20 protein-coding genes are annotated in these 21,566 nt (G+C 63.4%); 8 read left to right on the top strand and 12 right to left on the bottom strand.

What is annotated here, in order from left to right:
* Positions 1-5 precede the first annotated feature (5 nt).
* The 5 genes from ACSQ3F_RS09585 (at position 6) to ACSQ3F_RS09565 (ending at position 6,448) form a co-directional block, all read left to right on the top strand.
* The gene (locus ACSQ3F_RS09585) at positions 6-1,634 is read left to right on the top strand and encodes an alpha-D-glucose phosphate-specific phosphoglucomutase (RefSeq protein WP_436100007.1); all 1,629 of its coding nucleotides are present in this window, start codon (positions 6-8) and stop codon (positions 1,632-1,634) included.
* A gap of 140 nt (positions 1,635-1,774) precedes the next feature.
* A complete protein-coding gene (locus ACSQ3F_RS09580; protein ID WP_436100006.1) occupies positions 1,775-1,984 on the top strand; it encodes a hypothetical protein in 210 nt (69 codons plus the stop codon).
* Between the two features lie 856 nt (positions 1,985-2,840).
* Complete coding sequence (gene glgX / locus ACSQ3F_RS09575) at positions 2,841-4,814, top strand: glycogen debranching protein GlgX (RefSeq protein WP_436100005.1); 1,974 nt, start codon at positions 2,841-2,843, stop codon at positions 4,812-4,814.
* An 82-nt stretch (positions 4,815-4,896) separates the two neighbouring features.
* A complete protein-coding gene (locus ACSQ3F_RS09570; protein WP_436100004.1) occupies positions 4,897-5,385 on the top strand; it encodes a MaoC family dehydratase in 489 nt (162 codons plus the stop codon).
* Positions 5,378-6,448: a DUF2332 domain-containing protein gene (locus tag ACSQ3F_RS09565; RefSeq protein ID WP_436100003.1), complete on the top strand. Its 1,071-nt coding sequence runs from the start codon at positions 5,378-5,380 to the stop codon at positions 6,446-6,448. Before ACSQ3F_RS09570 ends, ACSQ3F_RS09565 begins: the two co-directional genes overlap by 8 nt.
* Before the next feature lie 175 nt (positions 6,449-6,623).
* On the opposite strand, the gene soxG is transcribed toward ACSQ3F_RS09565, so the two are convergent.
* The 4 genes from soxG to ACSQ3F_RS09545 all read right to left on the bottom strand — a co-directional run bounded on the left by soxG (position 6,624) and on the right by ACSQ3F_RS09545 (position 12,018).
* Positions 6,624-7,172, bottom strand: a complete 549-nt coding sequence (soxG, locus tag ACSQ3F_RS09560) for a sarcosine oxidase subunit gamma family protein (protein WP_436100002.1) — start codon at positions 7,170-7,172, stop codon at positions 6,624-6,626.
* Positions 7,165-10,158: a sarcosine oxidase subunit alpha gene (locus ACSQ3F_RS09555; RefSeq protein WP_436100001.1), complete on the bottom strand. Its 2,994-nt coding sequence runs from the start codon at positions 10,156-10,158 to the stop codon at positions 7,165-7,167. The genes soxG and ACSQ3F_RS09555 overlap by 8 nt, the downstream gene beginning before the upstream one ends.
* Positions 10,155-10,499, bottom strand: a complete 345-nt coding sequence (locus ACSQ3F_RS09550) for a sarcosine oxidase subunit delta (protein WP_436100000.1) — start codon at positions 10,497-10,499, stop codon at positions 10,155-10,157. The genes ACSQ3F_RS09555 and ACSQ3F_RS09550 overlap by 4 nt, the downstream gene beginning before the upstream one ends.
* A 265-nt stretch (positions 10,500-10,764) precedes the next feature.
* Complete coding sequence (locus tag ACSQ3F_RS09545; RefSeq protein WP_436099999.1) at positions 10,765-12,018, bottom strand: sarcosine oxidase subunit beta; 1,254 nt, start codon at positions 12,016-12,018, stop codon at positions 10,765-10,767.
* A 420-nt stretch (positions 12,019-12,438) separates the two neighbouring features.
* Here ACSQ3F_RS09545 and rpsU point away from each other — a divergent pair, with 420 nt between their 5' ends.
* Both rpsU and ACSQ3F_RS09535 read left to right on the top strand, forming a co-directional pair.
* Positions 12,439-12,675: a 30S ribosomal protein S21 gene (gene rpsU / locus ACSQ3F_RS09540; protein WP_436099998.1), complete on the top strand. Its 237-nt coding sequence runs from the start codon at positions 12,439-12,441 to the stop codon at positions 12,673-12,675.
* A gap of 367 nt (positions 12,676-13,042) precedes the next feature.
* On the top strand, positions 13,043-13,969 hold the full coding sequence (locus ACSQ3F_RS09535; RefSeq protein WP_436099997.1) for a tetratricopeptide repeat protein: 927 nt from the start codon (positions 13,043-13,045) through the stop codon (positions 13,967-13,969).
* A 186-nt stretch (positions 13,970-14,155) separates the two neighbouring features.
* Here ACSQ3F_RS09535 and ACSQ3F_RS09530 read toward each other — a convergent pair whose 3' ends face one another.
* The 4 genes from ACSQ3F_RS09530 to ACSQ3F_RS09515 form a co-directional block, all read right to left on the bottom strand.
* On the bottom strand, positions 14,156-15,556 hold the full coding sequence (locus ACSQ3F_RS09530; RefSeq protein ID WP_436099996.1) for an NAD(P)(+) transhydrogenase (Re/Si-specific) subunit beta: 1,401 nt from the start codon (positions 15,554-15,556) through the stop codon (positions 14,156-14,158).
* Positions 15,557-15,566: 10 nt separating this feature from the next.
* A complete protein-coding gene (locus ACSQ3F_RS09525; RefSeq protein ID WP_436099995.1) occupies positions 15,567-15,977 on the bottom strand; it encodes a proton-translocating transhydrogenase family protein in 411 nt (136 codons plus the stop codon).
* Between the two features lie 62 nt (positions 15,978-16,039).
* Positions 16,040-17,191 carry a Re/Si-specific NAD(P)(+) transhydrogenase subunit alpha gene (locus ACSQ3F_RS09520; RefSeq protein WP_436099994.1) on the bottom strand — a complete coding sequence of 384 codons (1,152 nt, stop codon included), beginning with the start codon at positions 17,189-17,191 and terminating at the stop codon, positions 16,040-16,042.
* Positions 17,192-17,385: 194 nt separating this feature from the next.
* Entirely contained in the window at positions 17,386-17,610 is a 225-nt protein-coding gene (locus ACSQ3F_RS09515) for an aa3-type cytochrome c oxidase subunit IV (RefSeq protein ID WP_436099993.1), read from the bottom strand.
* Between the two features lie 405 nt (positions 17,611-18,015).
* On the opposite strand from ACSQ3F_RS09515, the gene ACSQ3F_RS09510 reads away from it, so the two are divergent.
* The gene (locus tag ACSQ3F_RS09510) at positions 18,016-18,774 is read left to right on the top strand and encodes a gamma-glutamyl-gamma-aminobutyrate hydrolase family protein (RefSeq protein ID WP_436099992.1); all 759 of its coding nucleotides are present in this window, start codon (positions 18,016-18,018) and stop codon (positions 18,772-18,774) included.
* Between the two features lie 323 nt (positions 18,775-19,097).
* Here ACSQ3F_RS09510 and ACSQ3F_RS09505 read toward each other — a convergent pair whose 3' ends face one another.
* The 4 genes from ACSQ3F_RS09505 to ACSQ3F_RS09490 form a co-directional block, all read right to left on the bottom strand.
* Positions 19,098-19,736, bottom strand: a complete 639-nt coding sequence (locus ACSQ3F_RS09505) for a glutathione S-transferase family protein (protein ID WP_436099991.1) — start codon at positions 19,734-19,736, stop codon at positions 19,098-19,100.
* Complete coding sequence (locus ACSQ3F_RS09500; protein ID WP_436099990.1) at positions 19,724-20,173, bottom strand: SRPBCC family protein; 450 nt, start codon at positions 20,171-20,173, stop codon at positions 19,724-19,726. Before ACSQ3F_RS09500 ends, ACSQ3F_RS09505 begins: the two co-directional genes overlap by 13 nt.
* Positions 20,170-20,484: an ArsR/SmtB family transcription factor gene (locus tag ACSQ3F_RS09495; protein ID WP_436099989.1), complete on the bottom strand. Its 315-nt coding sequence runs from the start codon at positions 20,482-20,484 to the stop codon at positions 20,170-20,172. The genes ACSQ3F_RS09500 and ACSQ3F_RS09495 overlap by 4 nt, the downstream gene beginning before the upstream one ends.
* Before the next feature lie 96 nt (positions 20,485-20,580).
* Positions 20,581-21,552 carry a 2-hydroxyacid dehydrogenase gene (locus ACSQ3F_RS09490; RefSeq protein ID WP_436099988.1) on the bottom strand — a complete coding sequence of 324 codons (972 nt, stop codon included), beginning with the start codon at positions 21,550-21,552 and terminating at the stop codon, positions 20,581-20,583.
* Positions 21,553-21,566: the final 14 nt, after the last annotated feature.

Raw genomic sequence — 21,566 nt, 5'->3', positions numbered from 1 at the left:
TCCCCATGACCATAACCGTACAAACCACGCCCTATCTGGACCAGAAGCCCGGAACCTCCGGCCTGCGCAAGAAGGTGCCGGTCTTCCAGCAGAAGAACTATGCCGAGAATTTCATCCAGTCGATCTTCGATTCGCTGGAAGGCTTCAAGGGCGATACGCTGGTGATTGGCGGCGACGGCCGCTACTACAACCGCGAGGTCATCCAGATCGCCATCAAGATGGCGGCCGCCAACGGCTTCGGCCGCGTGCTCGTCGGCCGCGGCGGCATCCTGTCGACACCCGCCGCCTCCAACGTCATCCGCAAATACAAGGCCTTCGGCGGCATCGTTTTGTCGGCCAGCCACAATCCCGGCGGCCCGACCGAGGATTTCGGCATCAAGTACAATATCGGCAATGGCGGCCCGGCCCCGGAAAAGGTCACCGACGCCATCTATGCCCGCACCAAGACGATCAACCAATACAAGATCGCCGATGTCGCCGACGTCAATCTCGACGTCGAAGGCAGCCAGGACCTGGCCGGCATGGAGGTCGTGGTGATCAACCCGGTCTCCGACTATGCCGAACTGATGGAAAAGCTGTTCGACTTCCCGGCGATCCGCCGCCTGCTGTCGAGCGGCTTCCGCATCGTCTTCGACGCCATGAGCGCCGTCACCGGCCCCTATGCCAAGGAAATCCTCGAAAACCGCCTCGGCGCCGCCAAGGGCTCGGTGCTCAACTTCATTCCGCTGCCCGATTTCGGCGGCCATCATCCGGACCCGAACCTCGTTCACGCCCGCGCCCTCTATGAGGAGATGATGGGCGAGGACGCCCCCGACTTCGGCGCCGCGTCCGACGGCGATGGCGACCGCAACCTGATCATCGGCAAGGGCATCTTCATTACCCCGTCCGACAGCCTGGCCATCCTCGCCGCCAATGCCAACTTTGCCCCCGGTTATTCGAAGGGCATCGCCGGCATCGCCCGCTCGATGCCGACCAGCGCCGCCGCCGACCGCGTCGCCGAAAAGCTCGGCATCGGCATCTACGAGACCCCGACCGGCTGGAAGTTCTTCGGCAACCTGATGGACGCCGGCAAGGTCACGATCTGCGGCGAGGAAAGTGCCGGCACCGGTTCCAGCCATGTGCGTGAAAAGGACGGGCTCTGGGCGGTGCTGCTCTGGCTCAACATCCTTGCCGTGCGCATGGAAAGCGTCGCCGAAATCACCCGCCAGCACTGGACCACCTACGGCCGCAACTACTATTCGCGTCATGACTACGAAGAAATCGATACGGATGCCGCAAACAGCCTGGTGACCGCACTGCGCGACCAGCTTTCCACCCTGCCCGGCAAGAGCTTCGGCAAGCTCAAGGTCGCAACCGCCGACGACTTCTCCTACAACGATCCAATCGACAAGTCGGTGAGCAACAACCAGGGCATCCGCATCCTCTTCGAAGGCGGCTCCCGCGTCGTCTTCCGCCTCTCCGGCACCGGCACCTCCGGCGCGACGCTGCGCGTCTACATCGAACGCTACGAGCCCGACGCCTCCCGCCACGACATCGACACGCAGGAGGCGCTCGCCGACCTGATCGCGGTTGCCGACGAGATCGCCGGCATCAAGGAGCGGACGGGAAGGGTGGAGCCGACGGTTATTACCTGATCGAATGGTCCAAAGGGAGGCACGAAGCCTCCTTTCACCCTCCCCTTGAGGGGGAGGGTCGGCGCAACGCGCCGGGGTGGGGTGATCCGCCGAAAACCCAATCGTCCCGAGCCGAACACAGCCACAAAGGAAACACGACAATGACCGACGACGATCTCGTCGCCCTCTACAAGGCGGGGAAATTCAAGGAAGCCCTCGCCGCCGCCATCGGCGGCAACGCCAAATCCAAGTTCTCGCCCACCCGCCTGGTGATGGACAAGCAGGCCGGCAAGCTCAGATGCTACAGGGGGAACAAGCGCGTCGAGAAAGACGAGCACGGCGAGTGGCAGTTGGCTAAGATGTTGAACTGACGAAGATCGATCGCCTGTCTGTGTCGGTGGCTGCGCGTGACCGTCGACGCCTACGCCGCAAAATCATCCCCGCTCATCCCCGCCCTCAAAACCTGTGCGATGATCATCGCGTTCCGTCATCGGCTACCCCGCGAGGCGTCGCGGCGAGGCGGGACCGGTGCCGGGTGGAGGAAGGACGTGAGCCTTTGCCCGGTGGGCTGTCAGAAAATGGTTTCCCTCTCGCTTGAAAAAGAGCGGGGCGTGCCTGTGAGGCACACATGAGGACCGGCGACTGGTCTGCCGCAAGGCGGATCTTTCGTGGCGCGGCGGGTGTTTGAAAAAGCAATAAGAGCCCGCGAGCCCCACCCTGGTAAAGGTGCCGATCATCCGCGCAGAGAAACCGCAGTTGCCAGCCGACGACCATCGAACGGGGCGCTGGAAGGCGTCATATTAACTTACTTAGTCTCGGCACTTTCCAGCGCCCCGGCCAAGTGAATGTACAAGCAACACCACGGCGGATTTTCCGGACGTGGGCAAAGGTGTTTGAACGATATGATGGCGCAATTCTCTCCTCCGTCATTCCTGTGCTTGTCACAGGAATCCAGCCGCGCCGCGTCTGCGGCGCGAAGGGACTCTTTAACGTCGGCAACATCAAAGTCCTCTCGCCGCGTAGACACGCGGCGGCTGGATGCCTGTGACAAGCACAGGCATGACGGAAGGAAGGGAGGCCTCGCCTTCGCGACAGCCTCCCTCCCCCTCAAGCGGAGGGAAAACAATCCGCTTGCAACGCACACCAAAGCAGGGACAAATCGCTGTCAAACCAAGCTGATATCCAATCCTCGCTCTTCGCCCCGCCAGCAATCCCAAGGTGACCCCGATGCCGTACCAGCCCTCACCCCTTCCCCTCGGCGCCACCATCGGAGTCAACGGCACGGCCTTTGCAGTCCACGCCTCGTCCGCCGCCGGCATCGAACTCTGCCTCTTCGATGAAACCGGCGAGCGCGAACTGCACCGTTTGCCCATGCAACGCGGCGAGGACGGCGTTCACAGCCTGACGGTCGCCGACGCAGCCGCCGGCACGCGCTATGGCTTCCGCGCCTGGGGAACATACGCGCCGGATCAGGGCCTCTGGTTCGACCCCGCCAAGCTCCTGGTCGATCCCTATGCCCGCGAGCTCGACCGCCCCTTCCGCTACGAGCCGCGCCTCTCGGTCTTCGGCGATGACACCGCCGATCTCGTGCCGAGGGCGATCGTAACGGAGCCGACGACGGCACAGATAGATGCACCGCTCTTCCAGCCCGGCGGCCTGATCTACGAAGTCGCCGTCCGTCCCTTCACCAAACTGCACACGGGCATTCCAGAGAGCCTGCGCGGCACCGTCGGCGCGCTTGCCCATCCGTCCATCATCGCGCACCTGAAACGCATCGGCGTCTCGGCCGTCGAACTCATGCCGATCACCGCCTGGATCGACGAGCGCCATCTGCCGCCGCTCGGCCTCACCAACGGCTGGGGCTACAACCCGATCGCCTTCATGGCGCTCGATCCGCGCCTGGTGCCCGGCGGCATGACGGAGCTTCAGGGAACCGTCGCGGCGCTGCATGCGGAAGGCATCGGCGTCATCCTCGATCTCGTCTTCAACCATTCCGGCGAAAGCGACCGGCTGGGCGCGACCCTCTCCATGCGCGGCCTCGACAACCACACCTATTACCGCCACGCGAGCGGCCAGCCCGGCGAACTGGTCAACGATACCGGCTGCGGCAACACGATTGCCTGCGACCATCCGGTGGTGCGCCAACTCATCCTCGACAGCCTGCGCCACTTCGTGCTCTCCGCCGGCGTCGACGGCTTCCGCTTCGACCTCGGCTCCATCCTTGGCCGCGACATGAACGGCTTTCGCAGCGATGCGGCGCTGCTCACCGAAATGCTGGCCGATCCTGTCCTGAAGGATCGCCTGCTGATCGCCGAACCCTGGGACATCGGCCCCGGCGGCTACCAACTCGGCAATTTTCCCCCACCCTTCCTCGAATGGAACGACCGCGCCCGCGACGACCTGCGCCGCATCTGGCGCGGCGACCGTTACATCATCGGCGATCTTGCGACGGCGCTTGCCGGTTCCTCGAACATCTTCTCGCGCAACGGCGGCACCGAAACGCGCAGCATCAACTTCGTCGCCGCCCATGACGGCTTCACGCTGATGGATCTCGTCTCCTATGCCGGCAAGCACAACGAGGCGAACGGCGAATATAATCGCGACGGCCACAACGAAAATCAGTCCTGGAACAATGGCGCCGAGGGTCCGACGGATGATCCCGAGGTTCTCGCCTTCCGCCGCCGCGACGTCATGGGCCTTCTCTCGACCCTGTTTGCCACGCGCGGCACCATCATGCTGACGGCGGGCGACGAGGCAGGCCGCAGCCAGCGCGGCAACAACAATGCCTATTGCCAGGACAACGAGATCACCTGGGTCGACTGGGCCGCCCTGGACGAGGACCTGATTGCCCACACCGCGGCGCTCGCCGCGATACGCACCCGCTTCGATGTGTTTCGGGAGACCGCCTTCTTCACCGGAAACGGCGATGTCGAATGGCTGAGGCTCGACGGCCACCCCATGAGTGTCGGTGATTGGGAAAGCCCCGCGACCGACAATCTGATGATGGTGCTTTTGACCGGCGACGCCGTGCAGAACCGAAACACCCGCCTTGCCGTCGTGATCAACCGCAGCCACGCCCCGCATCCCTTCCAGCTGCCGGTACGGCAAGGCGCCTGGTGGCAAAGCCTTCTACCTTCGGCCGGCGCCGGTCTCGGCATGATCGCCGCGCGAAGCGTCGGTTTCCACGTCGAAATTTTATAAGCCTGTACTGCCCGCCTGATTGCCGTTTTTCAAAAGAGCGGCATATAGAAAGGCGGGTGGATGTTTTTGATCGGGAAAGAGAATGCCGCAGGAAATTTCGCTGTCTGACGTCAAGGATCTGGTCGGCAAGGAGATCGGTATTTCCGACTGGATCACGGTCACGCAGAAGACCATCGACGGTTTTGCCGATGCCACCGACGACCACCAGTTCATCCACACCGATCCGGAGCGCGCGGCGGCCGAAACGCCGTTCGGCGGCACGATTGCGCATGGGTTCCTGTCGCTCTCGCTCTTGTCGGCGATGAACTACAATTGCCTGCCCAAGGTGCACGAGCAGACCATGGGCATCAACTACGGCTTCGACAAGGTGCGTTTCATGACGCCGGTGAAGTGCGGCGCCAGGGTGCGCGGCCGCTTCACCATGGCCGAGGCCCGCTTCCGCGGCGCCGGCATGCTGATGGTCACCTACGACGTCACCGTCGATATCGAGGGCGAGCGCAAACCGGCACTCACCGCCAACTGGCTGACCATCATCCAGTTCGACCCGAAGGACCGGCCGCACGATGCCTGAATCGGTGACAGAGGAGACCGTCCGTCTCGCTTTCGTCACGCAGGCGAGCGCCTGCCAGGGCCTCGGCTCGCCCTTCACAGCCAGCCTGTGCACGCTGGCCGCCGAGCGGCTGACCGCCGACCATCCAGTCGGCGAGAAAATTCTCTCGTGGCCCGGCGATCCCTCGCCCTATGGCGATTCCGTGCCGCTTCGCCTTGCCGGCGCCCTGCATGCGCTGGTGCTCGCCAGCGCCGATCCGCAGCTCGCGGCTGTCTATCCGCCGAATGCCGCCACGCCGGACGACCTCTGGAACGCCGTTGAAAACGCCTGCCGCACCCATGCGGCCTTCATCCTCGATCGCCTGACATCAGCGCCGCAGACGAACGAGGTGCGCCGCTCTGCGGCCCTGCTTCCCGGTTTCTTGACGATCTCCAGCCTGTTTCGCAAACCGCTGGTGCTGTCGGAAGTAGGCGCCAGCGCCGGGCTCAATCTGTATTGGGACCACTATGCCTACCGGCTGGGCAACATGCCTTGGGCCTTGCAGCCGTCGCCGGTGATGATCGCACCGGAGTGGAAAGGTCGCACGCCACCGGACGTCCCCGTCCAAGTCGCCAGCCGCGCCGGCTGCGACCTCAATCCGCTGAACCCGGCGCGCGAGGAAGACGCCATGCGGCTCCTGTCCTATCTCTGGGCCGACCAGACCGACCGGCTGGAGCGCACGCGCCTTGCCCTCGCCATCGCCGCCGCCAATCATCAGACCGTCGAAAAGGCGGATGCCGGTGACTGGCTGGAGCAACGGCTTGAACCCGTTCACGCGGATCAGGTGCACGTGATCTATCACACGATCGCCTGGCAATACCTGCCGAAACCATTGCAGGAAAAAGGCGAAGCGCTGATCGCCGCAGCGGGAGGGCGGGCAACGGCGGACACCCCACTGGCACGGCTGCAGATGGAAGCGGATGATCAGAAGCACGGCGCCGCTCTGACGCTGCAGATCTGGCCGTCAGGCGAAAAACACCTGATCGGCCGCGCCGATTTTCACGGCCGCTGGGTGGATTGGATCGGCTGGCCCGGCCAGCATTGAGGCAGGCATGTTGTTTTGCCCCTCATCGGCCCTATCGGGCACATTCTCCCCGTCAGGACGGGGAGAATGAACATGCGGCAAACTCCGCAAAGTCCCCTCTCCCCGCGTGCAGGGAGAGGGTTAGGGAGGGGCAAAGAGGTCCCTCTTATCGGAGCCAATCAGCCGAAAGACCGTATCAGTTCCCCGCATCCTCAGCCGCTTCAGCCAGAAGCGTCGAAACATACGGCGAAAACGAGCGCCAGCACTCGACCCGGAACGTATCCTCGGCGGTGCGCAGAATGACGACTTCCGCCTTGCCGAGAACGGTGCGCGAGCAGGCGCCGACCGGGAAGACGCCGAGCGACAGATCCTGCGGGCAGCCGCCATTGACCGCCACTTCCGCGCCGCGACCCTTGACGATGACGGCGGTGTTGCGGTGGGAAATGTCGGTCGCCGAATGCAGCACGCCGCTCGATGCGACCGCCGCCATCAGGTCGGCCCCGTTCTCGTCGATGATCAGCCACTCGTCGGGACCGAGCCACAGCGCATGGCGGCCGTTCGCGGAAGCCGAGGTCTTGGCTTTCACCGGCAGCGTAACCCCGAGCGCGCCGCAGAGCGCCGAGACCGCATCCGGCTTGGCCCGCAGCGACAGCCGCGTCGCGGGAGCTGCAGCGGAAAGATTGGCGGCGCCGGAGCCGCCATGGAAGCCGGAGAGCGGCAGAGTGCGGGTTGCCAGATCAGCCATTGATGCGGCCTCCTTCCTTGTCAAAGAACACCATGTCGCTCACCTCGACGGCGATCGTCCTGTCAGGCATCGGCACGTAGAGCGTCTGCCCGATCTTCGCCTTGCCGCCGGCAACCAGCGCCAGGGCGATCGACCGGCCGCAGTTTTCCGACCAGTAGGACGAGGTCACGTGCCCGATCATCGTCATCGGCAGCGCCTGGTTCGGATCGGCAACGATCTGCGCGCCCTCTTCCAGCACGACCTTCGGATCCTTGGTGAGCAGACCGACGAGCTGCTTGCGGCCATCCGCCACCAGATCGGGACGGCGCAAGCCGCGGATACCGACGAAGTCGGGCTTCTTCTTGCCCACGGCCCAGTTGAGCGACGCATCATCCGGCGTCACGGTACCGTCGGTGTCCTGGCCGACGATGATATAGCCCTTTTCGGCGCGCAGGATATGCATCGTCTCGGTGCCGTAGGCGCAGGCGCCCATCGGCTCGGCCTGAGCCCAGATCGCCGCCCAGACGGCCGGGCCGAAATCGGCGGGCACGTTGACTTCGAAACCGGCTTCGCCGGTGAACGACATGCGGAACAGCCGGGTCGGCACGCCGCAGATCTTGCCTTCGCGAACGCTCATATGCGGGAAGGCCTCGTTCGAAAGATCAATCCCCTCGACCAGCGGCGCGATGATCTCGCGCGCCTTCGGGCCCTGAACCGCTATGACGGCCCACTGCTCGGTGGCCGATGTCAGCCAGACGTTCAGATGCGGGAACTCGGTCTGGAGATAGTCTTCCATGTGGTTCATGACGCGGGCAGCACCGCCCGTCGTCGTCGTCACGTGGAAACGATCTTCAGCCATGCGGCCGACGACGCCGTCGTCATAGATGAAGCCGTCTTCGCGCAGCATGATGCCGTAGCGGCAGCGGCCGGGCTTCAGCGTGTCCCAGCTGTTGGTATAGATGAGGTTCAGGAACTGAGCCGCATCCGGGCCGACGACCTCGATCTTGCCGAGCGTCGAGGCATCGAAGACGCCGGCAACGTCGCGCACCGTCTTGCATTCGCGATTGACCGCCTGATGCATGTCCTCGCCGGCGCGCGGATAGTACCAGGCGCGCTTCCACTGGCCGACATCCTCGAACACCGCGCCCTGGGCTTCTTCCAAAGCATGCATCGGCGTCTTGCGGGTCGGATCGAACAGTTCGCCGCGCGAATGGTTGATCAGCGTGCCGAAGGTTACCGGCGTATAGGGCGCACGGAAGGTGGTGAGACCGACCTTGGGGATTTCGCGGCCGAGCGTTTCGGCGGCGATCGCCAGACCATGGATGTTGGACAGCTTGCCCTGGTCGGTCGCCATGCCGTTGGTGGTGAAGCGCTTGATATGCTCGATCGAGTGCATGCCTTCACGCACGGCAAGCCGGATATCCTTGGCGCAGACGTCGTTCTGGAAGTCGATGAAGGCCTTGACGGTCGTGTCCGGTCCGGCGCCTTCGGCCGCCCCTGCCATGCCGCCGGTCCAGGCAAAGGCATTGCCGCCATGAACCTCGATCTTCTGCGCGGCGGTAAAGCCCGACGCATTTGACATCAGTTCACCGGCCGCCAGCGATTCCTCGATGGTTGCCTGCAGGTCGTTGGTGCCGTTGCAGGCGCCGACGGACAGGCAATCCTGCGCGTAGGTGCCGGGCAGGAAGCGCTGGCTTTCGAAGTCGTAGGCGACCTTGCCGCGCGATTGCGAGAACATGTGGACGGAAGGCGTCCAGCCGGCCGAGACCAGAAGCGCATCGATGGCGATCGAACGGGCACGTCCGCCGCCGTTGCGGGCAACGGACATCGAGGCGACGCGCAGCTTGCCGGCAGTATCGACCACGGCGTGGCCTGCCAGAACCTCGATCCCGAGTTTGCGCGCCTCGGCCAGAACTGCCTCGCCCGGCTTCTCGCGACTGTCAACGATGGCAGCGACGGTGATGCCGGCGCGCTTCAGGTCGAATGCGGCTTCGTAGGCGCTGTCGTTTGCGGTATAGACGCCGATCTTCTTGCCGACGGCGACGCCGAAGTGATTGAGGAAGGTGCGGGCGGCGGACGCCAGCATGATGCCGGGACGATCGTTGTTGGCGAACACCATGTGGCGCTCGATGGCGCCGGTGGCGATGATGACGCGTTTCGCACGAACCTGCCAGAGACGCTCGCGCGGCAGCTTGCGGTCCGGCTTTGCCAGGTGCTCGGTGACACGTTCGCTCAGTGCGACGAAATTCTGGGCGTAGTAACCGAAGGCGGTGGTGCGCGGCAGCACGGTGACGTTCTCCATCTGCGCCAGATCAGCGGCGGTCGCTTGCGCCCAGGTGAAGCCCTCGAGCCCGTTGACGGTGACACTCTTGTCGAAATGCAGCGCACCACCGACTTCCGCCTGTTCGTCGCAGATGATGACACGCGCACCGGTCCTGGCGGCAGCAAGCGCTGCCGAAAGACCGGCAACACCGGCGCCGATCACCAGCACGTCGCAATGGGCGTAGCGGCTGGAATAGTGGTCGGTATCGTCCTCGGTCGGCGAGACGCCCAGACCGGCAGCGGCGCGGATCCGCGGCTCGTAGACATGCTTCCAGGCCTGCTTCGGCCACATGAAGGTCTTGTAGTAGAAACCGGCGGCGAAGAAAGGCGACAACAGGCTGTTGACCGCGCCGACATCGAAGGCGAGCGACGGCCAGCGGTTCTGCGAAATCACCTTCATGCCGTCGAAGACTTCCTGGACCGTGGCGCGCACGTTCGGCTGCTTGCGGGCGGCATCGCGTTCGACGCCGATCAGGGCATTCGGCTCCTCTGCGCCGGCCGAGACGATGCCGCGCGGACGATGATACTTGAACGAACGGCCGACGAGATGGACGCCGCTGGCGAGAAGCGCCGAGGCGACAGTGTCGCCTTCAAGCGCAGCATAGCTCTTGCCGTCGAAGAAGAAACGCGCGGTCTTTGCAGGGGTGAGACGGCCTGCACCGGGGATACGATTGGCGCCGCTCATTTGGCAATGGACTCCGTGGCTTCATAGGTTTCGACCGTCGCTTCCGTCGCCGGGCGCAGCGTGCTGATTTCCGGCTTCGGCCGACCGGCCTTGTAGGTCGTCACGAACTTGTCGCTGACCGTGTCGCGGGCCGCGTTGAAGAAACGGCCGCAGCCGTTCAGATGCCGCCAGCGCTCGAAGGTCAGGCCCTTGACGTTGTCGCGCAGGAAGAAGAACGCCTCGAAGTCCTCGTCGGTCATCTCGGTCATGTTGGTCGGCCGGGCGATATGGGCGTCGCCTGCCTGGCGGAATTCAAGCTCGGAACGTTCTTCCTCGCAATAGGGGCAATAGATCAGAAGCATGGAAGACTCCCTGCCGGTTGGGCATGGCGGATATTTGGGTTAGCAGAGACAGGACGGAGTGTGCGGCGGCTTACCCCCCTCTGCCCCTCTCGGGGCATCTCCCCCACAAGGGGGGAGATCAGCCGCGCGCTTTGTGCCCGCCTTACGGAATTGGATGCCGCGGCAAGATCACGGCGTGGGAAAAGAACGATCTCCCCCCTTGAGGGGGAGATGTCACGAAGTGACAGAGGGGGGTGGCCACGCTCTCGGAACATCAGGATACCCATCAATGCGCCACGGCCGCGGCTGCCGCTTCGTCGATCAGGCGGCCGGTGCGGAAACGTTCCAGCGTGAACGGCGCGTTGATCTTGTGCGGCGCGTCGTTGGCGATGGTGTGGGCAAAGACATTGGCCGAGCCCGGCGTTGCCTTGAAGCCGCCGGTGCCCCAGCCGCAATTGACGTAAAGACCGGGAACCGGGGTCTTTGCCAGGATAGGCGACCGGTCCGGCGTCACGTCGACGATGCCGCCCCAGGAGCGCATCATCTTCATGCGGCGGAAGATCGGGAAGAGTTCGCAGATCGCGTCCAGCGTATGGGTGATGATCTGCAGGCCGCCGGTTTGGGAATAGGACGAATACTGGTCCGTGCCGGCGCCGATGACCAGCTCGCCCTTGTCGGACTGGGAGATATAGGCATGCACGGTGTTCGACATGACAACGCAGGGGAAGATCGGCTTCACCGGTTCCGACACCAGCGCCTGCAGCGGATAGCTGACCAGCGGCATGCGCACATCGGCCATTTCCATCAGCACCGAGGTATGACCGGCGGCAACGACGCCGACCTTTTTCGCACCGATATAACCACGATTGGTCTCGACGCCGGCGATCGAACCGTTGGCATGGCGGCGAAGGCCGGTGACCTCGCAATTCTGGATGATGTGCACGCCGCGGTCGGCCGCCGCGCGGGCATAACCCCAGGCGACGGCATCGTGGCGGGCGGTACCGCCGCGCCGCTGCAGGGCAGCGCCGTTGATGGGGTAGCGGGCCGTGCGGGAAATATCGAGCGGCGGACAGAATTCCTTGGCCTGCTCCGGCGTCAGCCATTCATTGTCGATGCCGTTCAAACGGTTGGCATGGATATGACGCTTGAACACCTGCTGGTCATGGATGTTGTGTGACAGCATCATCACGCCGCGGGCCGAATACATGACGTTGTAGTTCAGGTCCTGGCTCAAGCCATCCCAGAGCTTCAGCGCATGGTCGTAGATGCCGGCGCTCTCGTCATAGAGATAGTTGGAGCGGATGATGGTGGTGTTGCGGCCGGTATTGCCGCCGCCGAGCCAGCCCTTTTCGAGCACGGCGATATTGGTAATGCCGTGCTCCTTGGCGAGGTAATAGGCGGTGCCGAGCCCATGGCCGCCGGCGCCGATGATGATGACATCATACTCCTTGCGCGGCTCGGGCGAGGTCCACTGCGCCTCCCATCCCCTGTGGCCGCGCATCGCTTCGCGAGCGACAGCAAAAACCGAATATTTGCGCATCCGCCTTCACACTCCGTAGGTCCCGCCAAAAGGCCGGTGAATTTCCTTGGTCGATGCTAGAAATCGCAAATCCCGAACTTCCGCAACGTTTCTTTTGCGACGCGAGACGGCGCGAGTCGCACGAGTTGCGACATGCGGCAAATTGATTCTCCGGTCACACGATCCTATCGCTCCGACGGACCGTACCAGCAGACACGGGGCGAATGGCACCATCATGACCAAAGAGCAGGCTTTGCCGGAAAAGCACAGTCCTTCCCGCAAAATTCGTGGGCCCGCGCAACTCGTGTCTGGACTTTGACGGATCGATCTGGTATCCGCTCTTTTCAATCGTAGGGCCCTCTGGCTCAGCGAACCTATTTTTTTGCCTCGTTGACCTGACTTCATGAGGCGATCACTCGAAACCAAAGGAACGGGATTAACGTGCAGGTACTAGTCCGCGACAACAACGTCGATCAAGCGCTTCGCGCACTCAAGAAGAAGATGCAGCGCGAAGGCATTTTCCGCGAAATGAAGATGCGTGATTACTACGAGAAGCCGTCCCAGAAGCGCGCCCGCGAAAAGGCTGAAGCCGTTCGCCGCGTTCGCAAGCTGGCTCGCAAGCGCGCACAGCGCGAAGGTCTGATTCCGGGCGGCCGCACTGCGGCTCCGGCACGCTGATCCGCGCTTCCCGCGCATCAGACGCGTAATTCCGGCGGGGGCGACATGGTCGCCGCCGCCTTTTCTGTTTGAACACGATGCTTCCGGCACCCGATTCAAACCTTGTGCGACCGGATAATAGCTGTTCGGACGCATGCGACGAGCACGCTTACAGCGCCGCGCGTCTTTTCAGACGCGCAAAGGTCGCTGTAACACTTTGATCTGCTGCATAATTTTTCCCTTAAATCGATTCCGATTTAAGGAATTATGCAGTAGCGTGCTTAAATGTCTACGGACATGGAGCCTGGCATCCACGGCGATGCATCTGAATGCTCCTCGACTTTGAAACTGCGCATGTTCGCCCGGTACGCCGCTCCAGGCCCGGGGGATGCGCCCGAGGCTTCGCTTAATTGAGGGAACAATCTTGACATTGACTGCCAAGACTGCGGATTTTTCCGATCATTCCGGCCTGTGCGCCGCGCGTGCCAACCGTAGCGGCTTTGCTCTTGCCTCCATGCTGGCCGTTGCCGCTGCGCTGACGCTTTCCGGCTGCACGACGGCGGAAACATCCGGCGACATGATGCGCGTCGAGCGGGCTCAAGGATCCGAGGAAAACATCGCCTCCCTGTCCGGCGTGATCTCGGCCAATCCGAGCGATCCGGAAGGCTACAATGTCCGCGGCTCGGCCTATGGCCGCGCGGGCGAATTCCGCCGGGCTCTCGCCGATTTCAACAAGGCGATCGAACTCAATCCGCGATTCTATCAGGCCTATGCCAACCGGGCGCTGGTCGAGCGCAACATGGGCGACCAAGCGGCAGCGCAGGCAGACTACAACGCGGCCCTGCAGATCAATCCGCGTTACGACGTCGCCTTCATCGGCCGCGGCAATCTCTATCGCCAGGCCGGCCAGCTCGATCAGGCCTTCAACGATTTCAACAAGGCAATCGAACTCGACACGACCGACCCGCGCGCCTATCACAATCGCGGCCTGATCTACCAGGCACGCAAGCAGCATGCGCAGGCGATCGAGGATTTCTCGACCGCGATCTCGCTGGCGCCGAATTCGCCCGAGCCCTATAACGGCCGCGGCATCTCCTATGTCGCCATGAACGACGACGACAATGCGTTCTCGGATTTCAACACCGCAATCACGCTGAACGGCAAGATCGCCGAATCCTGGGCCAACCAGGGGCTGGTCTATGAACGCCGCGGCGACAAGGCGAAGGCGGCGAAGTCCTATTCATATGCGCTGTCGCTCGACACCAAATACGAGCCGGCCCGCGCCGGCCTCGCCCGCGTCAAGGCCGGGGGCTGACGGAACCCGTCCGCTCCCGCGCGCGCCGAAACCGACGAACCGACAAAACCCGCTGTCATCGGCGGGTTTTTTGTTGCCATGCGTTTGCCGCGCAGCGGAACCATCGAACCGGGTCTCCGTTAACGGCAAAAGCCCGCCGTTTTGGCGGGCTTTTGCTTGTTTGTCAGGATGGGAACGACCGATGCCTCAGTGGTTCATCGCCTTGACGATATCGTCGGTCATTTTCTTGGCGTCGCCGAGCAGCATCATCGTGCCGTCCTTGTAGAACAGGGTGTTGTCGATGCCGGCATAGCCGGAGCCAAGCGAGCGCTTGACGAACAGGCAGGTCTTGGCCTTGTCGACATCGAGGATCGGCATGCCGTAGATCGGCGAGGTCTTGTCGTCGCGCGCCGCCGGGTTGGTGACGTCGTTGGCGCCGATGACATAGGCGACGTCGGCCTGGGCGAATTGCGAGTTGATGTCCTCCAGTTCGAACACCTCGTCATAGGGCACGTTGGCTTCGGCCAAGAGCACGTTCATATGGCCGGGCATGCGGCCGGCGACCGGATGGATGGCGTAGGTCACCTCGACGCCGTTCTTCTTCAGCGCATCGGCAAGCTCGCGCACCGCATGCTGCGCTTGGGCAACCGCCATGCCGTAACCCGGCACGATGATCACCTTGGAGGCATTGGCCATCAGGAAGGCGGCATCGTCGGCCGAGCCCTGCTTGACCGTGCGGCTGACGCCGTCATCGCTGGCGATCGCGCCATTGTCGCCGCCGAAGCCGCCGAGGATGACCGAGACGAACGAGCGGTTCATGCCCTTGCACATGATGTAGGAGAGGATCGCACCGGACGAACCGACCAGTGCGCCGGTGACGATCAGCGCCAGATTGCCGAGCGTGAAGCCGATGCCGGCCGCCGCCCAGCCGGAATAGGAGTTGAGCATCGACACGACCACCGGCATGTCGGCGCCGCCGATCGGCACGATCAGCAAGACGCCCAAGGCCAGCGACAGCGCGACGATCGCCCAGAAGTCGAAACGGCTTTCTGAAGCCGCGAGCCCGACGATGAAGAAGACGATCAGCACGACGAGCGCGATGTTGATGAGATGGCGGTAGGGCAGCATGATCGGCTTGCCCGACATTCGGCCGTCGAGCTTCAGGAAGGCGATGATCGAGCCGGTGAAGGTGATGGCGCCGATGGCGACGCCGAGCGCCATCTCGACCAGTGCCTGGGCATGGATCAAGCCGATCTCGCCGATGCCGAAGGAGGACGGCGTATAGAGCGCCGAGGCGGCCACCAGGACGGCGGCAAGGCCGACCAGCGAGTGGAAGCCGGCGACCAGCTGCGGCATCGAGGTCATGGCGATCGAGCGGGCGATATAGGCGCCTGCCCCGCCGCCGATGGCAAGGCCGACGACGATCAGGACGAACCCACCAAGCGACGGCGTGGCGAGCAACAGCGTCGTCAGAATGGCAATGCCCATGCCGGTCATGCCGAGGATATTGCCGCGCCGGCTGGTGGTCGGGTGCGACAGGCCGCGCAGCGCCACGATGAACAGCACGCCGGAGACGAGATAGAGGAAGGCTGCGATATTGGGTGACATCAGGGCCGCCTCACTTGTCTTTGCGTCTGTACATGGCGAGCATGCGCTGGGTGACCAGGAAGCCGCCGAAGATGTTGACCGAGGCAAGGATCAGCGCCACGAAGCCGAAGCCGGTGGCAAGGCCGCTTGCCGAGATACCGACCGCCAGCAGCGCGCCGACGACGATGACCGAAGAGATCGCGTTGGTGACCGCCATCAAGGGCGTGTGCAAGGCCGGCGTCACCGACCAGACGACGTAATAACCGACGAAGATCGCCAGCACGAAGATCGCCAGCTGGAAGACGAACGGGTCGATCGCCCCGCCGCTCAGCCCGTGGGCGGCGGCCCCGGCCGCATCCGGCACGTATTCGGCTGCCGTGCGCACCGCTTCGACCGCCCGGTCGAGCTCGCCGATCGCCTTGTCGAGAAGGTCATTGGCCATCAAACATCTCCCTTAGGACGGCCGCACTTCCCCCGAAGCGCCAAAGCCGCCCTCTCCAATTTTCAAGCTGTGACTGCGGCCGCAGCCGGTGCAAAATTCGGATGCACGACGGCGCCGCCATGCGTCAGCATCGTCGCCTTGACGAGTTCGTCCTCGACGTCGAGCGCCAGCGCCTTCGTCTCCTTGCCGACCATGGTCTCGAGGAAGGTGACGAGGTTCTTGGCGTAGAGCGCCGAGGCCGAGGCGGCGATGCGGCCGGGCACGTTCAGATAACCGATGACCTTGACGCCCTCGACCTCGACCACCTGGTCGGCCACCGCACCCTCGACATTGCCGCCGCGCTCGACCGCCAGATCGACGGCGACCGAGCCGGGCTTCATGGCCTTCAGCATCTCGCGGCTGATCAGCCGCGGTGCCGGACGGCCGGGGATCAGCGCCGTGGTGATGACGATGTCCTGCTTGGCCAGATGCTCGGCGGTCAGCGCCGCCTGCTTGGCCTTGTATTCGGCCGACATTTCCTTGGCGTAGCCGCCGGCGGTTTCGGCCGCCTTGAATTCCTCGTCCTCGACGGCGATGAACTTGGCGCCGAGCGAGGCGACCTGTTCCTTCGAGGCGGGACGCACGTCGGTGGCGGAGACCACGGCCCCGAGACGCCTTGCCGTGGCGATCGCCTGCAGGCCGGCGACGCCGGCGCCCATGACGAACACCTTGGCGGCCGGCACCGTGCCCGCCGCCGTCATCATCATCGGCATCGCCCGGTCGAATTCGTAGGCCGCGTCGATCACCGCCTGATAGCCGGCAAGGTTCGCCTGCGAAGACAAAACGTCCATCGACTGCGCCCGGGTGATGCGCGGCATCAGTTCCATCGCAAAGGCGGAAAGGCCGGCCTTGGCCATCTCGCCCAGCGCCTCATCGTTGCCATAGGGGTCCATGATCGCCAGCACGACGGCGCCGGACTTGTAGGAGGCAATCTCGGCAGATGACGGCCGGCGCACCTTCAGCAGCACATCGGCGCCGCCCGCATCCGCAACCGACCCGATCCGCGCCCCGGCCTTCTCGAACTCGCTGTCCGGAATCCGCGACAAGGTACCTGCACCCGCCTCGACGACAACCTCGAAACCAAGCGTCTTCAGCTTCTTGACGCTGTCCGGAGAGCCGCCAACACGCCCTTCGCCCGGCACGGTTTCCAACGGTATGAATACGGTCTCTGCCACAGGTCCCTCCCTGAGACGGGTTTTCAGGTGGCGAACGACCGCTGGACCTCCAAACCCGTACACTCGATATCCGCGCGCAAATCCCTTTTTGGCGGGCGGCGCGCATGCACTTCCGGGCCCGAACCTGCCGGGCCACGGGAAAACAGGCACCTCACTCCCAGGTGCCCGTCTTCGTCAAAACTTTGGAAAGCCGATCAGCGCAGAAGCACGAAGCCGGCGACGTTGAGGAGGATGAACAAGATGAGCGCGGTAAAGAAGCCGGCGGTGGTGAAGAAAGCGGCCGCCATGGCGATCAGCAGCGCCACGCAGAAAAGCGTTCCGAACTTCGCCGCTTCGAGGAAGAAATTGTAGGTCTTCTCGTGTTCGGAGTAATCCATCGGAGCGCCCGTTTCGACCGGTCCGGAATGATGTTCAGCCATGATGCATGTCTCCCTGAAATACCATGGCGCCGCGCCTAGAGGCCCGCGGGCACCATGCCTCGTCTCAAAATTCATTGCATGCGCGCCAGTGCGCCACAAGCTGCCAATTGCGCATAGCTGCCCTTACACAATGTGACAGCTGAGCGCAACGGAAACCGGGAGACAAGCCTGCGGCATAAGGGACGCAAGAGAGCCTGGATAGGGTTGCGCCTCAAGCGCGAGCACGGCTAGGTTGCTCTGAGGCAGGAAGGCCAAATCCAGCGCGTCTCCAAACGGGCGACGGAGGCCTTCTGGCGATAAGGAGAGTTGACTTTGCCCCGCGCCTGAGAGCAATGGCAAGATGACGCGAAACGAGGCTTCGACTCGACAAGACCAAGGGACCGAAGCCGCAGCTGGAGACCCGCAATGCCCAAACCTGTTGTTGCCATACCGGCCGATTTCAGGGCCTTCGACGGCAATGTCTGGCATGCCACGCCGCATCAATATGTCCGCGCCGCTGTCGAAGGTTCCGGCGTGATGACGTTCCTGGTTCCGGCGCTCGAGACCGGCAACGATGCCGATGATATTCTCGACCGTGTGGACGGCGTGCTCGTCAGCGGATCGCGCACCAATGTCCATCCGTCGCTTTACGGCAGACAAGCAACCGAAGCGGACGGGCCGTTCGATCCGGGCCGCGATGCAACGAGCCTTCCGCTGATCCGGCGGGCGCTTGAGCGCGGCGTGCCGTTGCTGGCCATCTGCCGCGGCATACAGGAGCTGAATGTCGCGCTTGGCGGCACGCTGGCGAGCGAAATCCAGGACAGGCCCGGCATGTGGGATCACCGCAAGCCGGACGTCCAGGAACTCGATATCGCCTACGGCATCCGCCAGAAGGTCATCGTCAAGGAAGGAAGCTGCCTTGCTTCCGTTCTCGGTACCGGCGAGGTGCAGGTGAATTCGCTGCACCGGCAGGCGATCTCGCAGGCAGCGCCGCGTCTCGCCGTCGAGGCCGTCGCCGAAGACGGGACGATCGAGGCCGTGTCGGTGATCGATGCGAAGGCCTTTGCCGTCGGCGTGCAATGGCACCCGGAATACTGGGTCGGCCAGGACCGCCCCTCATCGACCCTGTTTGAGGCCTTCGGCGACGCCGTTCGCGCCTACGCGGCCTCGAAGGCGAAGGCCTGACAGGTCTAGTGCAGCTCGGCGACCGCAGCAGCGCAATTATCGACAACAACCTGGGCCGAGGACGCACTGCGCGGGTGGCCGTAGACGGGAAAACTGGCTCTTCGCCGGCGGCTGGCGAGCGGGTGGCGCCATGTAAGCCTGCTCGAAACCGCCAAGCTGAACGAGGCTAACCCGCAGGAGACTGGTTCGCCGATGTGCCGGACCGGGGCGAGCAACGTCACCCGGTCAACCGGCTGGACGAGCTGCTGCCATGGAATTGTGCCGCGTCGGCGTGTGGCCGACTGTGGTGTTTCGCAACTGTCAGCTTTCGGCGTCCGTGTTGCTCAGTCTGCCGCAGCAAAATGCGCCATCTGGTCTGCGTATGCCTTCACAAAGGACGGGCGAGCCGTGGCGCGCACGACATAGTCACGACAGGCTGGATATGTTGCCAGCCCGTCGAACCGATCGACAAGGCGCAGCACATCCGCCATCAGTATGTCGGCGACGGAGAAAGACCCGGCTAGCCATTCGCGTTCTGCCAACACCGCCTCCATGTGCTGAAGCCGGGCCTTGAGGAACTCGTCCAAATGCTTCCGTCCCGGCGTTTCAGCGGTGTCGCCGGAGAACTTGAAAATGGACCAGGGCAGGCTTGCCGCCTCGACTGAGTTGAGCGCCGCGAACAGCCATTCTATAGCCTCGCTGCGACCGTGCGGATCGGCAGGCATCAGCGCGTCACTGCGCTCGCCTAGATGAAGCAGGATCGCGCCGCTCTCGAAGATCGAGATGTCTCCATCGGTCAACCACGGCACCTGGCCAAAGGGTTGATGCGAGAAATGCTTGGACTTCCGATCGCGGAACGGCGCGCTTTTCACGCGATAGGGCAACCCGGCCTCTTCCAGGGCCCAACGCACACGTATGTCACGCACATAGCCCCGCGGCAGCTCGGGAACCCAGTCGAAGGTGGTGAGGATCAGGTCGCCCATTCGAGATCTCCAAGGAAAACTGGAAGCTTATCAAGGAGGCCTCCCCAGCCTTCCTCGTGACTTTTGCGCGCCGCTTCGTCGGGAAGATGTTCGTGGATCAACGTCAGCTCGGTTCCGCCGTCAAACGGCTCAAGCAGAAACGTCACCAGAGACTCCCGTTCTGGCATTCCGGGCCATTCCCAAGTGAAAACAAGCTTCTTCTCAGGAATCACTTCCTGATAAACCCCAGTGGGATTGTGCTCCTCGCCGTTCAGCAACCGGAATACGACGCTGAAGCGACCTCCCGGTCGCACGTCCGCTTCGGCGCTGAGCGTCGGCCCTGCATCAGGACCCCACCACTGCATCATTAGTTCGGGCTTTGTGAGCGCCGCGTAAACCTTAGCGGGCGGGGCCTTGATTCTGCGCACGATGGTCACGCTCGGAAGGCTCTTGGTCATCGCTCGCCATCCTCTACTACGAGGGCAACAAGTCGATCGATGCTTACCGTCCAGAAGCGTTCGTACCGTCTGAGCCACTCCATAGCCTCCCGCATCGGCCCGACCGAAAGGTGAACCGACACGGTGCGACCGGATTTGGTCCGCGTGATTAATCCCGCATCAGATAGGACATCTAGATGTTTCATCATTCCTGGAAGCTTTAGCGAAAAGGGCCGAGCGAGTTCGCTCACTGACAGCCCCGGTTCCTCGTTCAGCCGTAGCAGGACATTCCGCCGCGTAGGATCGGCGAGCGCGGAGAACGTGCGGTCCATACTTGATGCTTGACACTTCACCATGTAGCGAAGTATCGCTCATCTGGCTGGCAGAGTCAACCATTGGGCATTCCCGCTGCGGTGACCATTAGCCCGTTAAGCGGTCTTCCGTTCGAACGGCGTCTCGTCCACCGGCGTCAGCGCCGCGCCCGTCTCGAACCAGGCGATGAGATTGTCGACGACCAGGTCAGCCATGGCGTTGCGCGTCGCCTGCGAGGCGGAGCCGACATGCGGCAGCAATGAAACGTTCGGCAGTGTCAACAGGGCGTCCGGAACATGGGGTTCGTTTTCGAACACATCGAGGCCGGCGGCGGCGATCACCCCGCGCTGGAGCGCATCGGTGAGAGCCGCCTCATCCACGGTCGTGCCACGCCCGATATTGATCAGGACACCTTGCGGTCCGAGCGCCTGCAGAACCTCCGCATTGACGGTTCTGCGGGTGCTTTCGGTGCCCGGCACGATGACGATGATCGTATCGACGGCCTCGGCCATTCCCTTCAGCGTCGGATAGTAGGAATAGGCAAGCCCCTCGCGTGGCGTGCGGGTGTGATAGGCGATGGACACCCCGAAGCTCTCGAGGCGCCTGGCGATCGAAAGCCCTATGCGCCCGAGGCCATAGAGACCGACCGTGCGGCCGCGCAGCGTCAGCGGCGACAGCGCAAAGGCGCCCTCCTTGGCCCAGCGGCCCTGCCGCAGCCACTGCTCCGCGGCAGGAAGCTGGCGCACCGTATTGATGAGCAGGCCGATCGCCGTATCCGCTACTTCTTCCGTCAGCACATCCGGCGTGTTGGTCACGACGACGCCGCGCTTTGCCGCATGTCCGGCATCGACGCCGTCATAGCCGACGCCGAAATTGGCAACGATTTCGAGATTGGGAAACGCATCCATGAAATCGGCGGGGATTTTACCCTGCGCCGCAATGCCCAAGACACTGGAAGCCATGTCGGCGGTGACCAGCGCGGGATCGGCGGCAGGGACAAAGACCGGCTCGAAGTGATCCGGCAGACGATCGAGCACACGCTTGCTCATCCTTCCGGGCACAAGAATACGGGGACGGCCTTGCGGCATCTTTCGCTCCTTCC

This window comes from Pararhizobium sp. LjRoot238 (assembly GCF_964252955.1).
Lineage (GTDB): Bacteria > Pseudomonadota > Alphaproteobacteria > Rhizobiales > Rhizobiaceae > Pararhizobium.
This window is presented reverse-complemented; position numbering and strand designations above follow the sequence as displayed.